The organism is Nocardioides sp. Z35_8 (assembly GCF_059621125.1).
In genome coordinates, this window is sequence record NZ_JCAQIE010000001.1 from 897,115 (window position 1) to 912,388 (window position 15,274).

General features: G+C 71.0%; 16 protein-coding genes and 1 pseudogene. 8 read left to right on the forward strand and 9 right to left on the reverse strand.

Going from position 1 to position 15,274, the window contains the following annotated elements:
• Nucleotides 1-22 precede the first annotated feature (22 nt).
• Complete coding sequence (gene trxA / locus AC54T2_RS04305; protein ID WP_277395305.1) at nucleotides 23-346, forward strand: thioredoxin; 324 nt, start codon at nucleotides 23-25, stop codon at nucleotides 344-346.
• 9 nt (nucleotides 347-355) lie between these two features.
• Here trxA and AC54T2_RS04310 read toward each other — a convergent pair whose 3' ends face one another.
• Entirely contained in the window at nucleotides 356-1,000 is a 645-nt protein-coding gene (locus AC54T2_RS04310) for a GNAT family N-acetyltransferase (protein WP_186339678.1), read from the reverse strand.
• Between the two features lie 41 nt (nucleotides 1,001-1,041).
• Between AC54T2_RS04310 and AC54T2_RS04315 the strand changes: the two genes are divergently transcribed.
• Entirely contained in the window at nucleotides 1,042-2,256 is a 1,215-nt protein-coding gene (locus AC54T2_RS04315; RefSeq protein ID WP_496665615.1) for a pyridoxal phosphate-dependent aminotransferase, read from the forward strand.
• A 47-nt stretch (nucleotides 2,257-2,303) separates the two neighbouring features.
• Nucleotides 2,304-3,107, forward strand: a complete 804-nt coding sequence (locus AC54T2_RS04320; protein ID WP_496665616.1) for a lysophospholipid acyltransferase family protein — start codon at nucleotides 2,304-2,306, stop codon at nucleotides 3,105-3,107.
• A 133-nt stretch (nucleotides 3,108-3,240) separates the two neighbouring features.
• Here the strand turns inward: AC54T2_RS04320 and AC54T2_RS04325 are convergent, their stop codons facing one another.
• From AC54T2_RS04325 to rpmH, 8 genes are all read right to left on the reverse strand, one after another.
• The gene (locus AC54T2_RS04325; protein WP_496665617.1) at nucleotides 3,241-4,215 is read right to left on the reverse strand and encodes a ParB/RepB/Spo0J family partition protein; all 975 of its coding nucleotides are present in this window, start codon (nucleotides 4,213-4,215) and stop codon (nucleotides 3,241-3,243) included.
• Nucleotides 4,216-4,228: 13 nt separating this feature from the next.
• Complete coding sequence (locus AC54T2_RS04330; RefSeq protein ID WP_277395306.1) at nucleotides 4,229-5,167, reverse strand: ParA family protein; 939 nt, start codon at nucleotides 5,165-5,167, stop codon at nucleotides 4,229-4,231.
• Nucleotides 5,168-5,480: 313 nt separating this feature from the next.
• Nucleotides 5,481-6,179: a 16S rRNA (guanine(527)-N(7))-methyltransferase RsmG gene (gene rsmG / locus AC54T2_RS04335; RefSeq protein WP_496665618.1), complete on the reverse strand. Its 699-nt coding sequence runs from the start codon at nucleotides 6,177-6,179 to the stop codon at nucleotides 5,481-5,483.
• Between the two features lie 50 nt (nucleotides 6,180-6,229).
• Nucleotides 6,230-6,829: a Jag family protein gene (locus tag AC54T2_RS04340; protein ID WP_496665619.1), complete on the reverse strand. Its 600-nt coding sequence runs from the start codon at nucleotides 6,827-6,829 to the stop codon at nucleotides 6,230-6,232.
• Nucleotides 6,830-6,893: 64 nt separating this feature from the next.
• Entirely contained in the window at nucleotides 6,894-7,868 is a 975-nt protein-coding gene (yidC, locus tag AC54T2_RS04345) for a membrane protein insertase YidC (RefSeq protein ID WP_186339683.1), read from the reverse strand.
• On the reverse strand, nucleotides 7,869-8,123 hold the full coding sequence (gene yidD / locus AC54T2_RS04350; protein WP_186339684.1) for a membrane protein insertion efficiency factor YidD: 255 nt from the start codon (nucleotides 8,121-8,123) through the stop codon (nucleotides 7,869-7,871).
• The gene (rnpA, locus tag AC54T2_RS04355) at nucleotides 8,120-8,473 is read right to left on the reverse strand and encodes a ribonuclease P protein component (RefSeq protein WP_489976412.1); all 354 of its coding nucleotides are present in this window, start codon (nucleotides 8,471-8,473) and stop codon (nucleotides 8,120-8,122) included. The genes yidD and rnpA overlap by 4 nt, the downstream gene beginning before the upstream one ends.
• 23 nt (nucleotides 8,474-8,496) lie before the next feature.
• Nucleotides 8,497-8,634 (reverse strand): 50S ribosomal protein L34, encoded by a 138-nt coding sequence (gene rpmH, locus AC54T2_RS04360; RefSeq protein WP_011758123.1) that lies wholly within the window; start codon nucleotides 8,632-8,634, stop codon nucleotides 8,497-8,499.
• Between the two features lie 507 nt (nucleotides 8,635-9,141).
• Between rpmH and dnaA the strand changes: the two genes are divergently transcribed.
• From dnaA to AC54T2_RS04385, 5 genes and pseudogenes are all read left to right on the forward strand, one after another.
• Nucleotides 9,142-10,608: a chromosomal replication initiator protein DnaA gene (dnaA, locus tag AC54T2_RS04365; RefSeq protein WP_496665620.1), complete on the forward strand. Its 1,467-nt coding sequence runs from the start codon at nucleotides 9,142-9,144 to the stop codon at nucleotides 10,606-10,608.
• A gap of 443 nt (nucleotides 10,609-11,051) precedes the next feature.
• Entirely contained in the window at nucleotides 11,052-12,185 is a 1,134-nt protein-coding gene (gene dnaN, locus AC54T2_RS04370) for a DNA polymerase III subunit beta (protein WP_186339687.1), read from the forward strand.
• 66 nt (nucleotides 12,186-12,251) lie between these two features.
• Nucleotides 12,252-13,235, forward strand: a pseudogene (gene gnd, locus AC54T2_RS04375) (phosphogluconate dehydrogenase (NAD(+)-dependent, decarboxylating)); the annotation flags it as partial.
• Between the two features lie 6 nt (nucleotides 13,236-13,241).
• Nucleotides 13,242-14,378: a DNA replication/repair protein RecF gene (gene recF, locus AC54T2_RS04380; RefSeq protein ID WP_496665621.1), complete on the forward strand. Its 1,137-nt coding sequence runs from the start codon at nucleotides 13,242-13,244 to the stop codon at nucleotides 14,376-14,378.
• Entirely contained in the window at nucleotides 14,368-14,958 is a 591-nt protein-coding gene (locus AC54T2_RS04385; protein WP_496665622.1) for a DciA family protein, read from the forward strand. The genes recF and AC54T2_RS04385 overlap by 11 nt, the downstream gene beginning before the upstream one ends.
• Nucleotides 14,959-15,274: the final 316 nt, after the last annotated feature.

Sequence of the window (15,274 nt, forward strand, 5' to 3'; positions counted from 1 at the left end):
GCATCGAGAGAGAGGCACACCCGTGGGCAACATCGCCGCCGTGACCGACGCCGAGTTCGAGGCGCAGGTCCTGAAGTCTGACAAGCCGGTCCTCGTGGACTTCTGGGCCGAGTGGTGCGGCCCGTGCCGCCAGGTCGCCCCGATCCTCGACGAGCTCAACGCCGAGCACGGCGACAAGCTCACGTTCCTCAAGATGAACGTCGACGAGAACCCCGTGACGCCGTCGTCCTACCGGGTCACCGGCATCCCGACGATCAACGTCTACCAGGGCGGCGAGGTCGTGAAGTCCATCGTGGGCGCCAAGCCCAAGGCCGCGCTGCTCAAGGAGCTCGACGGCATCATCTGAGCCCCACCTCTAGTCGCGCGAGGCGACCCGCACCGATCCGATCGGGCGGGTCGCCTTCTGCGTGGGGCGCACCACCCCCCAGACCTTCTCGAGGGCGAGCTCGACCTCGTCCTTCCAGCTCAGCGTCGTGCGCAGGTCCATCCGCAGCCGCGGCGTCGTCGGGTGCGCCCGCTGGACGGTGAAGCCCACCCGGCCGAGGAAGTCTGCCGGCAGCACGCACCCGACGGTGTGCCCCCGCGTGTCGCCGTAGGCCTCGATGGTGGTGTGACCTCGCTCGACCAGGTCGGCGGCCATCGACTGGACCAGCAGGCGTCCGAGTCCGCTGCGCCGCAGGGACGGCTCGACCCAGGCGGTGGCCGCGATGATCGCGTCGGGCGAGCCCGGGGCGGTCGGCAGGGCCGCGGCACCGGGCAGCCGCGGCACCGGGGCGTAGACGATGTGCCCGACCGTACGACCGTCGATGCGCACCACCCGCCCGCACGGACCCCACTCGCGTGTCACCGACGCGAGCCAGCGCTCCTTCTCGGCGATCCGGTCGGCGTCGTCGAGGCGCGAGCGCTCGACCGGGGTGAGCTCCCAGAACACGCACGAACGCACCGGGTCGGCCAGCTCGCGGAGGTGGTCGAGCGTCAGGTACGCGGTCTTGCGGGACACGTCTCGATGCTAGACCGCGACCGCGCCTGAGAGGATGAGGCGTGCGCCCGATCCGACAGAGCAAGAAGCTGCAAGGTGTCCGCTACGACGTCCGCGGCCCGATCCTGCTGGAGGCGCAGCGGCTCGAGGCCGAGGGCCACCGGATCCTCAAGCTCAACATCGGCAACACCGCCCCGTTCGGGTTCGAGGCGCCCGAGCAGATCCTCGCCGACATGATCCACCACCTGCCCCAGTCGCAGGGCTACGCCGACAGCCAGGGCATCTGGTCGGCGCGCACCGCCGTCATGCACTACTACCAGTCGCGCGGGCTGCGCGACGTGGGCGTCGAGGACGTCTTCATCGGCAACGGCGTGTCCGAGCTGATCTCGATGGTGCTCCAGGCGTTCGTCGACGACGGCAACGAGATCCTCGTGCCGGCCCCCGACTACCCGCTGTGGACGGGCGCCGTGACGCTCGCCGGTGGCGTCCCCGTGCACTACCGGTGCGACGAGGCCAACGAGTGGAATCCCGACCTCGCCGACATCGAGGCCAGGATCACCGAGAACACCCACGCCATCGTCATCATCAACCCCAACAACCCCACGGGCGCCGTCTACAGCGCGGAGACCGTCAAGGCCCTCGTCGACATCGCGCGGCGCCACCAGCTCGTCGTGATGGCCGACGAGATCTACGAGAAGATCCTGTTCGAGGACGCCCAGCACCACCACGCGGCGACCTACGGCGGCAACGACGTGCTGTGCCTGACGTTCTCGGGGCTGTCCAAGGCCTACCGGGTGTGCGGCTACCGCGCCGGCTGGGTGATGATCTCGGGGCCCAAGGAGATCGCGACCGACTTTCTCGAGGGGCTCACGCTCATCGCCAACATGCGCATGTGCGCCAACGTGCCCGCCCAGCACGCCATCCAGACCGCCCTGGGCGGCTACCAGTCCATCGAGGAGTTCATCGGCCCCGGAGGACGCTTCTACGAGCAGTCCATGCTCGCCCACCGGCTCCTCAACGAGATCCCCGGCGTCAGCAACGTCAAGCCGCGCGGGGCCCTCTACTGCTTCCCGCGGCTCGACCCGGCCGTCTACGCGGTCGATGACGACCAGGAGCTGGTGCTCGACCTGCTGCGGGCCAAGAAGATCCTCGTCACGCACGGCACGGGGTTCAACTGGCCCGAGCCCGACCACTTCCGGCTGGTGACGCTGCCCGAGGCGTCGGTGCTCGAGGAGGCCATCGGGCGCATCGCCGACTTCCTCGCCACGCGACGCTGATCACGAACGGTCGCCGCGCCGCTCGGGCGACCCCTAGGCTCCTCGCCATGCGCGATGTGACCTACCCGCCGATCATCGTCACCGCCAAGACGGCCTTCCGCCTCCTCGGCCAGGACATCAGGCTCTGCGGCACCGACCACGTGCCCCGCGAGGGGGGCGTGCTGCTGGCGTTCAACCACGTCAGCTACCTCGACTTCATCTACGGCGGGCTCGCCGCCCACCCGTCGCGACGGCTGGTCCGGTTCATGGCCAAGCGCGAGATCTTCGACCACCGCGTCGGCGGTCCGGTCATGCGCTCGATGCATCACGTCCGGGTCGACCGGGGCGAGGGCGTGGAGAGCTTCCACCAGGCCGTCGACCTGCTCCGTCGCGGGGAGGCGGTCGGGATCTTCCCCGAGGCCACCATCTCGCGCGCCATGGAGCTCAAGGAGTTCAAGACCGGTGCCGTCCGCATCGCCGCCGCGGCCGACGTTCCGCTCCTGCCCGTGATCCTGTGGGGCACCCAGCGGTTGATGACCAAGGACCACCCGCGCGACTTCTCCCGCGGGCGCGCCATCTCGATCACCGTGGGCGAGCCCCTGCACCCGACGGGCGACGACCCGGTGGGTGAGACCGCGCAGCTCCACGACCGGATGTCCGAGCTGCTGCGCGAGACCATCGCCGCCCACCCGGCAGCGGAGCAGCCGCCGGGCTCGTGGTGGCTGCCCGCGTCGATGGGAGGCGGTGCCCCCACGCTCGAGCAGGCCGCGCGGCTCGACGCCGAGGAGAAGCGCGAGCGCGCCCGGCGCCGCGCCGAGAAGCGTGCCTCCACGCAGGCAGCGATGCCGGCAGACAAGCAGCCAGAGCGCTAGATCGATCTGTCGCTAGGTCGCCACATCGTTACATCGATTGAGCGACATGTCGCTTTGTCGACATTGGTCGACGCCGTCTCGAGACCGCGCACACCGGCCCCGGATCGTACGTGGTGTGTCGGCCCGCCCACCGTCAGATCGGGCGGTCGTCCCCGTTGCGCGGGTCCATGATGTCGACGATCCGGCGCAGGTCGTCGAGGCTGGCGAACTCGACGGTGATTTTGCCCTTGGCCTTGCCGAGATCGACCTTGACGCGCGTCTCGAGACGGTCGGAGAGCCGGTCGGCGAGCTCGCCGAGGCCGGGCGCGACGGGCTTGTTGCGCCGCACCCGGGGGGCGGCCTCCTCGACGCCGACCGACACGATCTCCTCGAGCCCGCGCACCGAGATGCCCTCGGCGGTGACCCGTGCAGCGAGCTTGTCCTGGAGCGTCGCGTCGTCGACCGAGAGGAGCGCGCGTGCGTGCCCGGCCGAGAGCACTCCCGCAGCGACGCGGCGCTGGACGGCGGGAGAGAGCTTGAGCAGCCGCAGGGTGTTGGAGATCTGCGGTCGCGAGCGACCGATGCGCTGGGCCAGCTCCTCGTGGGTGCAGCCGAAGTCCTCGAGCAGCTGACCGTAGGCCGCCGCCTCCTCGAGGGGGTTGAGCTGGGAGCGGTGGAGGTTCTCCAGCAGCGCGTCGCGGAGCATGTCCTCGTCGTCGGTCTCGCGCACGATCGCGGGGATCGTGTCGCGGCCGGCCTGCTGGGAGGCCCGCCACCGGCGTTCGCCCATGATGAGCTCGTAGCTCTCCTCGCCCGTGCGCCGCACCACCACCGGCTGCAGGAGACCGACCTCACGGATGGAGTGCACCAGCTCGGCGAGTGCCTCCTCCTCGAAGACCTGCCGCGGCTGGCGGGCGTTGGGCCGCACCTGGGCGATCGGCAGCTCGGCGAAGTAGGCGCCCGCGACGGGAGCGGCGGCGGCGCCCGCGTCCGCGGCGGCCGGTCCGCCACGGTCGGACGACGGCGCAGCGGCGGCGCCGGGCGTCGAAGGAGCGGGCTGGCTGGGCGTCGTGGGGATCAGCGAGCCCAGGCCACGACCCAGCCCGCGGCGCGGTGCGTTGGCGCTCATGCCTGGACCTCGATCATGTAGAAGCTCCCTTGGTCGCGATCTCACGGGCGGCCTCCAGGTAGGAGAGTGCTCCCGCCGACGCCGGATCGTAGGTCATCACGGTCTGCCCGTAGGACGGCGCCTCCGAGACCCGCACGGACCGCGGGACGGCGGTCTTGAGCACCTGGTCGCCGAAGTGCCCGCGGACCTCCTCGGCCACGCCGGCCGCGAGCCGGGTGCGGGCGTCGTACATCGTGAGCAGGATGGTCGAGATGGTCAGGCGGGGGTTGAGGTGCTGACGCACCATCTCCACCGTCTCCAGCAGCATCCCGAGGCCCTCGAGCGCGTAGTACTCCGCCTGGATCGGGATGAACATCTCCCGCCCCGCCACGAGCGCGTTGAGGGTGAGCAGCCCGAGCGACGGGGGGCAGTCGACGAGGACGTAGTCGAACCGCTCCTCGCCCGCGTCGGCCGCGCTCCCCACGAGGGGGTGGGCGGTGATGGCGCGGTCGAGCCGCTGCTCGCGCGCCACCACGCTGACGAGCTCGATCTCGGCCCCCGCCAGGTCGATGGTGGCCGGTACGACCCACAGCCCGGGCAGGTCGCCGCACTCGGTCATCACGTCGGCCAGCGGAGCGCCCTCGACGAGCATGTCGTAGGTCGACGGGACGCCACGGTGGTGGTCGATGCCGAGGGCCGTCGAGGCGTTGCCCTGCGGGTCGAGGTCGATGACCAGGACCTTCTGGCCGAGCTGGGCCAGGCCCGCCGCGACGTTGACCGTCGACGTCGTCTTGCCGACCCCGCCCTTCTGGTTGGCCACGACCATCACCCGGGTCGCCGGGGGACGTGCGACACCCTGACGGCGCAGTCCGCCGGTCCGCGCGAGCACCGAGTGCTGGGCGGCCTGGGCCAGTGGGGTCGCCTGGTCCGCGAAGTCGGTGTCCTGACCCGCGAGCTCGCCGGCGGTGCGCACCTGCCACGCCGGCTTGGTTTCACGTGAAACACCGCGGGTCGGGACGGGCGGCTCCGTCGCCGGGCGCTCGCTGGTTCCACGTGAAACATCGTCCTCAGACGGCGAGGATGGCACGGGCCGGTTGTCCCCGTTCTGTGGATGACCCACACCAAACTGTGGATAATCCCGCTCACCCCCCCCTGCCGCGTCGGTGGAAAACGGGTACGGCCGATCGCCGGCACGCCAGTGCTCACCGCCCTCGGGAACGCCGCCGCGCCCGTCGTCGGTGCCACCAGGGTGGACGGTGGGATCGTCATGGGGGCCGTGGCTCAACTCAGCTCACCTCTCGCTTGGTCGCTCGTCGGTCCCCGCGCGCGGGCCGCTTGGTGTGGGGCGTGGTCCGGTGCCCGCGGGCAAGAGGCCAACCTATCCGGCCCGGATCGGCCCACGGCACCCGGAGGACCGTCGTCGGCGGATCGAGCACGCCGACGCCGACCTCGAACACCTCGGGCTCGCCGCACCGCCAGCGACGCAACACCGCACGGGAGGCCGCGATCTCGTCGTGCACCGACCGACCCTTCATCGCCACGAGTGCGCCGGTCGGCGCCACCAGCGGCATCGACCAGCCCAGCAGCCGGTCGAGCGGGGCCACCGCGCGGGAGGTCACCACGTCGTACGTCTCGATGCCGTGCAGCTCCTCCGCCCGTCCCCGCACCACGCGCACGTGCGTCAGCCCGAGCTCGGCGACCACCTCGTCGAGGAACGTCGTGCGCCGTAGCAGCGGCTCCACCAGCGTCACCGCCAGGTCGGGACGTGCGATCGCGACCACGACACCGGGCAGGCCTGCTCCGGTGCCGATGTCGCACACCGTCGATCCGTCCGGGATCGCCTCGGCGAGCACCGCTGAGTTGAGCAGGTGCCGATCCCAGAGTCGCGGCGCCTCGCGCGGGCCGATCAGCCCACGCACGACGCCCTCGGTCGCCAAGAGCTCGGCGTAGCGCTCCGCAAGCGGCAGCCGGTCGGACGCGAACACCCCCCGCGCCTCGGGAGGCACGGAGGGTGTTTCACGTGAAACGTCGTCGCTCACGCCGGGAGGATCACCACGTGTCGCTTGGGCTCCGCGCCCTCGGACTCCGAGGTGAGGCCGGCGGCGGCGACCGCGTCGTGGACGACCTTGCGCTCGAAGGCACTCATCGGGTCGAGCGAGACCGGCTGGCCCGACCCCTTCACCTGGGCGATGGACGTCTCGGCCAGGGCGACGAGGCGCTCGCGCTGCTGGGCGCGGTGTCCGTCGATGTCGAGCATCAGGCGCGAGCGTTCGCCGGTCTCGCGGTAGACCGCGAGACGGGTCAACTCCTGGAGCGCCTCCAGCACCTCGCCGTTGCGCCCCACGAGCAGGCTCAGGTCCGCGCCGCCGATCTGCACGCTCGCGCGGTCACCCTCGACGTCCATGTCGAGGTCACCGTCGAGGTCGGCGATGTCGAGGAGCTCCTCGAGGTAGTCGGCGGCGATGTCACCCTCGTTCTCGAGGCGCTGCACCTTGGACGGGCGCGCGGCACCGGCCTCGTCCGCGCCGGCCTCGTCCGCACCGGCGGCGTCGACGGGTGCGGCGTCGACGTGGGTGGTGGCCCCGCCGTCGGGGGTGGCCTCGGTGGTCTCGCCGTCGGTCAGCTGCTCGCTCACGTGTGTCTCCTGGTCTCGATCACGGAGGACGGCGCCCGCAGGGTCGCCGTCCCGGGAAGTCTGGTCAGCGCTTCTTCTTCTGGTTGCGCTGGGCCTTGGTCTGGCGCTGCGGCTGCTGGCGGGACTGCGACTTCTCCGCGCGCCTGGCCTCCGCCTCCGCTGCGAGCCGCTCCTCCTCGAGCTGCGCGGGCGTCTTCTGTCCCTTGCGGGCCGCCTTCGCGCGGTCGCGCTGCTCCTTGGCGTCGGCCGCGGGCGTGCCGGGCGCGGGGTTGTTGCGGATCACGTAGAACTGCTGGCCCATCGTCCACAGGTTGGAGGTCGTCCAGTAGAAGAGGACGCCGACGGGGAACGCGATGCCACCCACGGCGAAGACGACCGGAAGGACGTAGAGCAGCATCTTCTGCTGCTGGGCGTAGGGGCCGGAGAGCGCGTCGGCCGGCATGTTCTTGCTCATCAGCTGGCGCTGGGTCAGGAACGTCGTCGCCGTCATGGCGAGCACGAGGAACGCGGCGAGCACCCGAACGCCGATGTCGTCGGTGTTGAGGAACGTGTCGGAGATCTTGGCCCCGAGGAAGATCGCGTCGCCGAACTGCGTGTTGAGCTGCTCGGTCATCAGGCCGCGCTCGTGCGAGGGGTCCTTGGCGGCCTGGTCGATCAGCCGGAACAGGGCGAGGAAGATCGGCATCTGCAGCAGGATCGGCAGGCAGGACGCGAACGGGTTGGTGCCCGAGTCCTTGTAGAGCTTCATCGTCTCCTGCGCGAGACGCTCACGGTCGTGGCCGTACTTCTTCTGCAGCTCGCGCACCTTGGGCTGGATGAGCTGCATGTTGCGGCTGGACTTGATCTGCTTGACGAAGAGCGGGATCAGCGCCATCCGGATGACGAGGGTCAGTCCGATGATCGAGAGGACCCACGCGACGCCCGACGTCTCGCCGAACAGGGAGCCGAACAGCTTGTGGAAGCCGACCAGCACCGCCGAGATGACGTAGTAGAGCGGGGCCATGATCGCGCCGCCGATGGCACCGAAGAAGTCGAGCACTCATGCTCCTCGAGTTGCAGGGGACTCCGCGGCCGAGCCGGCGCGGGAGGGAACGGGGTCGTAGCCGCCGGCTGCCCACGGGTGGCAGCGGACCAGACGACGTGCGGCCAGCCAGGTGCCACGCGGGGCGCCGTGCACGGTGACGGCCTCGAGCGCGTAGGCCGAGCAGCTCGGGTGGTAGCGGCAGACCTGGCCGTAGAGGGGGCTGATCGCGAAGCGCCAGGCGCGGATGAACCCGATGAGGAGGTGCTTCATGGGGTGCTCACCCTGCTCAGCGTACGGGCCAGATCGGCGCCGAGGGTGGCGTACGACGCATCGGCCGCGGCCGGGAGCGCACGGACCACGAGCGCAGCACGACCCGGGAGCCCCTCCAGTGCGGGGAGGTGCTCCCGGGTCAGGTGCCGAAGTCGTCTCTTCACACGGTTGCGCGTGGCGGCGTTGCCCACGGACTTGCCGACCGTGAACCCCACCTGCACCGGCGCCGGTGTCGCGTCGGGATCCACCCACAGGTGGACGACGAGCGTCGAGGAGCCGGAACGCCGCCCCTGGCGCACCGTGCGACGGAAGCCGTCAGCGGTGGTGAGGCGGTGGGCAGCGGAGAGCACGGCGGGCGCCGTGGGCCCCGGCCTCAGACGGCCAGGCTCTTGCGGCCCTTGCGGCGCCGGCTGGACAGGATGGCGCGACCGGCACGGGTCCGCATGCGCAGGCGGAAGCCGTGCACCTTGTGACGGCGACGGTTGTTCGGCTGGTACGTACGCTTGCTCACGGCTATTTCTCCGAAGGTTTCGAGGGATGTCCACTCCACACGGCGTCGGTGCAGGCGTTCGGCCGGCACCGCGCACCCACGCAGCCGCCAGGCGGCGGATCGTGGACATGCGGCACCCGTCGACAGGGAGCGACCGGCCAACGGTACGCGGAGGGCAAACGGGGGGTCAAACCCGCGAGCCCTCCCGGGGGCCGACCCTGTGGATGACGTCTTGCTCCACGGCTCGCTCGGTTGTTACGTTCCCTGTGTCCGCGGTCTCGTCCGGCCACGGTCCCCCCAGGGTCCACGAGGTCGTGCGACCCGGGCCACGACGGCCGCCAACAGCCCCGTGACCTGCGGAGACGATGGTGGGGGCCCGACGCAGGAGGAGGCCACGGGGATCCGGCCCCCCGGGTCGCGACCGGCCGTTCACAGCTTGTGGACAACTCTGTGGAAGCCTCACCGTCGGATCGGTGGCGCGTCCGTGCGAGGCGGGGGATTTCCGAGCAGCAACACGCGCATGACGACATGGTGGAAGCGAAGGCGGTCCGGGTGGACGACCAGCAGGTAGATCTCGGGACGGCGTGGCAGCAGATCGTCGAGGACCTCCAGCCCAACCAGCGCGCCTGGCTGAGGCCGAGCGTGCCGATGACGCTCCACGAGAACACCGCGATCATCGCGGTCCCCAACGACTTCACCCGCAACCAGCTCGAGGGCCGGCTGCGCAACCACATCGAGGACGCGCTCTCCGAGGGCTTCGGCCGCGAGATCCGCATGCTCGTCACGGTCAACCCCGCGCTCGAGGGCGAGTCGCCGTCCCACATCGACGAATCGACAGATCGATCTGTCTCTTTGTCGACAAACCCGCAGGCGGTCTACGAGCCGCCTGCGCCACGAGCGCCGGAGGCCTACGAGCCGATGGGCGGCGGGGCCGCCGAGCGTCGCCCCTCCGCGCTGGAGACCCGGCTCAACCCCAAGTACACGTTCGAGACGTTCGTCATCGGCTCGTCCAACCGGTTCCCGCACGCGGCCGCCGTCGCCGTCGCCGAGGCGCCCGGCAAGGCCTACAACCCGCTCCTGGTCTACGGCGAGTCGGGCCTGGGCAAGACCCACCTGCTCCACGCGATCGGCCACTACGTGCGCAGCCTCTACAGCAACGCCAAGGTGCGCTACGTCTCCAGCGAGGAGTTCACCAACGAGTTCATCAACGCGATCCGCGACGACCGCCAGGACAGGTTCAAGCGGCGCTACCGCGACGTCGACGTGCTGTTGATCGATGACATCCAGTTCCTCGAGGGCAAGACGCAGACGCAGGAGGAGTTCTTCCACACGTTCAACACCCTCCACAACGCCAACAAGCAGATCGTGCTGACCTCCGACCGCGCTCCCAAGCGGCTCGAGGCGCTCGAGGACCGCCTGCGCAACCGCTTCGAGTGGGGCCTGATCACCGACGTCCAGCCGCCCGACCTCGAGACCCGCATCGCGATCCTGCGCAAGAAGGCGGCGATGGACCGGCTCACCGCGCCGCCCGACGTGCTGGAGTTCATCGCCTCCAAGATCCAGACCAACATCCGCGAGCTCGAGGGCGCGCTGATCCGGGTGACGGCCTTCGCCAACCTCAACCGCCAGGAGGTCGACATGACCCTGGCCGAGATCGTGCTCAAGGACCTGATCCCCGAGGGTGGCGAGCCCGAGATCACCCACCCGCTGATCATCGCCCAGACCGCGGCCTACTTCGGGGTCAGCCTCGAGGACCTCACCGGGCCCTCGCGCGGCCGGCACCTGGTCATGGCCCGCCAGATCGGGATGTACCTGTGCCGCGAGCTCACGTCGATGTCGCTGCCGCAGATCGGCCGCGAGTTCGGCGGGCGCGACCACACCACGGTGATGTACGCCGACCGCAAGATCCGTCAGCTCCTCGCCGAGCGGCGCGCGGTCTTCAACCAGGTCAGCGAGCTCACCAACCGGATCAAGATGCAGGCCCGCCAGCGCTGACCAGACTCGACACCGGGCTCGCACCGGCCCCGCACCGGCGCACCCGCGTGGAGGTCGCTCGTGTGTGGAGAACTTGTGGTTCGGTCCGCCGCGTCGTCCCCAGCCCTTGTGGACTTCATGGGACGAACGACACGAACCGCCGGCTCGTCCACACCACCCCGCGAGTCGTCGGTCCGGCGTCCACACCCGTCATCCACAGCGTTCCGGCGCCCTGACCTGCACCAACGCGTCCCATCCACAGTTTCCACGGACCCTATGACGACTATGAACCTCACCATGGGACTCATCACCCACCAACGAATGACAACCCTCCCTCTGGGGAGAACCCTGCCGCCGCGCCGACAGCGCGTGGCAGGATGCACTTCCCACGTGCACGCGTGTGGTTCTCGTCTGCGTGCAGTCACTCGTTGCCCGCACCACCACCTCTCGTCGAGGAGACCCTTGTGAAGTTCCGCGTCGAACGCGACGTCTTCGCCGATGCCGTTGCCTGGGCTGCCCGCAGCCTGCCGGTCCGTCCCAGCTCGCCGGTCCTGGCCGGCCTGCTGATCGAGGCGAGCGACGCCGGGCTGGTGCTCTCGACGTTCGACTACGAGACCTCGGCCCGCGCCACCCTCTCCGCGGAGGTCAACGACGAGGGCCGTGCGCTGGTCAGCGGCCGCCTGCTCGCCGACATCTGCCGCAGCCTGCCGGCCAAGCCCGTCGAGCTGACCCTCGAGGGTCCGCGCGTCTCGCTCACCTGCGGGTCGGCGCGCTTCAGCCTCCAGACCATGCCGGTCTCCGACTACCCCACGCTGCCCGAGATGCCGTCGGCCACCGGCACCGTCTCCAGCGCCGACTTCGCCCACGCCGTCGCCCAGGCCGTGACGGCCGCGGGCCGTGACGACATGCTCCCGGTCCTCACCGGCGTCCGCATCGAGATCGACGGCTCCACGATGGCGCTGCTGGCCACCGACCGGTTCCGGCTCTCGCACCGCGAGCTCACCTGGAACCCGCAGTCGCCCGACGTGTCGGTCGCCGCGCTCGTCCCGGCCAAGGTGCTCGGCGACACGGCCAAGTCGCTGACCTCGGGCGCGGAGATCACCATCGCGCTGAGCGCCAGCGGCGCCGGCGAGGGCCTGATCGGGTTCGAGGGCACCGGGCTCGGCGGCGTACGCCGCACCACGACGCGCCTGCTCGACGGGGAGTTCCCCAAGGTGCGCTCGCTGTTCCCGTCCGAGCACCTCACGGTGGCGAAGGTCAACAAGGCCGAGCTCATCGAGACCGTCAAGCGCGTCGCGCTGGTGGCCGAGCGCAACACCGCGGTGCAGATGAAGTTCGGCGACAACCAGATCGTCCTCGACGCCGGCTCCGGCGACGAGGCGATGGCGACCGAGGCGGTCGACGCCGACATCACCGGCGACGACCTCACGACAGGCTTCAACCCACAGTTCCTGCTCGACGGGCTGAGCGCGATCGACGGCGAGATGGTCGACCTGGCGTTCACCCAGGCGACCAAGCCGGTCGTCATCTCCGGCACCGACACCGACGACACCGGCTCCTTCCGCTACCTGCTGATGCCCCGGCGCCTGCTCGGCTGATCGCGCGCCCGGCCGTCGGATCCCACAGGATCCGGACCGGCCGGACCGGACCGGACTGCGGCTAGGCTCACCGACATGGACATCGGACTCGTCGGGCTCGGCAAGATGGGCGGCAACATGCGCGAGCGCATGCGCCGCGCGGGACTCACGGTCGTGGGCTTCGACCGCAACCCCGACGTCAGCGACGTCGGCTCGCTCGAGGAGCTGGTCGAGGCGCTGCCGAGCCCGAAGGTCGTGTGGGTCATGGTCCCGGCCGGCGACCCGACCCGCGCGACGATCGCCGAGCTCGCCGACCTGCTCGGTCCGGGCGACGTCGTCGTCGACGGCGGCAACTCGCGCTGGACCGACGACATCGCCAACGCCGAGCTGCTCGCGGAGAAGGAGATCGGCTACGTCGACTGCGGCGTCTCCGGCGGCGTCTGGGGCCTCGACAACGGCTACGCCCTGATGTACGGCGGCGACGGCGACGACATCGCCAAGGTCCGGCCGGCCTTCGACGCGCTCGCCCCCGAGGGCGACTTCGGCTCCGTCCACGCGGGCAAGGTGGGCGCCGGCCACTTCTCCAAGATGGTCCACAACGGCATCGAGTACGCGATCATGCAGTCCTACGCCGAGGGCTGGGAGCTGCTCGAGAAGGTCGACATGGTCGACAACGTCACCGAGGTGTTCCGCTCGTGGCGCGAGGGCACCGTCATCCGTTCGTGGCTGCTCGACCTGATGGTCGCCGCGCTCGACGACGACCCGGGCCTGAGCAAGGTCGCCGGCTACGCCGAGGACTCCGGCGAGGGCCGGTGGACCGTCGAGGCAGGCATCGAGAACGCCGTCGCGACCCCCGCGATCACCGCCGCCCTCTACGCCCGCTTCGTCTCGCGGCAGGACGACAGCCCGGCGATGAAGGCGGTCGCCGCGATGCGCAACCAGTTCGGCGGGCACGCGGTGCGCACCCCGGCCCCCAAGGGCGGCGACGCGGAGGGCGCCACCGGGCCCGACCAGTCCGAGACCGCGCAGAAGGCCGGCGCCGGCAGCGGCCAGGAGCCGAGCGAGAGCTAGGTCCCCTTGCACGTCGCGCACCTGACCCTGCACAACTTCCGCTCCTACGCCGACATCGACGTCGCGCTGGAGCCGGGGGCGACGGCGTTCATCGGACGCAACGGCCAGGGCAAGACCAACCTGGTCGAGGCGATCGACTACCTCTCCCGGCTGTCGTCCCACCGGGTGGCGAGCGACGCACCCCTCGTCCGCGCCGGAGCCGAGCAGGCGATCGTGCGGGCCTCGGTCGTCAAGGAGGGGCGCACGGCGCTGCTCGAGGTCGAGCTCAACCCGGGTCGGGCCAACCGCGCCCGGATCAACCGCTCCCCCCTCCCCCGCCCCCGCGAGATCGTCGGCCTGGTGCGCACGGTCGTGTTCTCCCCCGACGACCTGACCCTGGTCAAGGGCGACCCGTCCGACCGGCGCCGGTTCCTCGACGACCTGCTGGTGCTGCGCACCCCGCGCCTGGCCGGCGTTCGCTCCGACTACGACCGGGTGCTCAAGCAGCGCAACAGCCTGCTCAAGACCGCCGGGGTGGCGCGTGGGTCCGCGCGCGACGCGGCGATGTCGACGCTGGAGATCTGGGACGACAACCTGGCGCGGGTCGGCGCGGAGATCCTCGGCGCCCGACTGCGGCTGGTCGACGACCTGCGCCCCTACCTCGGCAAGGCCTACGAGGCGGTCGCGCGCGGCGCGAGCCGCGACGACGCCGACCTCGACTACCGCGCGAGCGTCGAGGTGACCTCCTCGACCGGCGACCTCCAGCGGGCGCTGCTCGACGCGGTCGCGGCACGCCGCAAGGAGGAGCTCGACCGCGGCATCTCGCTCGTCGGCCCGCACCGCGACGAGCTGCTGCTCACCCTCGGCGACCCGCAGCTGCGGCTGCCGGTCAAGGGCTACGCCTCGCACGGCGAGTCGTGGTCGTACGCGCTCGCGCTCCGCCTGGCGTCCTACGACCTGCTGCGCGCCGACGGCGACGACCCGATCCTGGTGCTCGACGACGTGTTCGCCGAGCTCGACTCCGAACGACGCCAGCAGCTCGCCGAGCTCGTCGCGGGAGCCGAGCAGGTGCTGGTCACCGCCGCGGTCGCCGCCGACGTGCCCGCGTCGCTGCAGGGCGTGCGCTACCTCGTCGCGGACGGGGCGGTGACCCGTGACGGATGACGAGCGTCCCGGCGACCCCGGGACCGCGCGGGACGACACCACCGCCATCACCGACGGCGCCGATCCCGCCCCGGTGGCCGAGCACCGCGCCGACGGCCTCGACCTCGCCCGCGCTGCCGCACGTGCTGCCGCCGCCAGCCCTGGCTCGAAGCCCGCGCGGCGCCGCTCCGGGGGACCACGCCGTCGTACGACCCCGCGGGCGTCCGGCGCCCGGCCCGACGACCGCGACCCCCAACCGATCGACCAGGCGATGGGCCGGCTGATCGCCAACCACGGGTGGGAGCTCGACCTCAAGGTGCAGGGGGTGTTCGGCCGCTGGGCCGAGCTGGTCGGCTCCGAGGTGGCCGACCACTGCACGCCCGAGTCGTTCACCGACGGACGGCTGGTGGTGCGCACCGACTCCACCGCCTGGGCCACCCAGCTCAAGCTGCTGGCGCCGACGATCGTCCGCCGGCTCAACGAGGAGCTCGGCCACGGCACGGTCACGCTGATCGAGGTGGTCGGCCCGCACCTGCCGACCTGGACCAAGGGCCGGCTGTCCAGCCGCGACGGCCGCGGCCCGCGCGACACCTACGGCTGAGCACCCGGGCCGCCGCTCGCCGGCCGGAGCCCCCTCCGCGACGCTGGTTCATCAAGGTATGCAGGCGAACCGTCACTTCCCTCGCTCAGCTCGCCATGGGATGTGCGGGTTCGGCGACATACCTTGATGAACCGTCAGCCCGGGGCCGGGCCGCCGCCGACGCGAGCGCCGGAGCCGCGTTCTGTCGATCTGGCAGCCGTCGGACCACATGGGGACCCACCGACCCCCCCGTTCGCGCGCCTGACAGGCCCCCACGGGCCCGCTGACGCGATTTTCCGACCGGATCCCTCCCCAACCGGGGGTTGGTCCTTCGGTC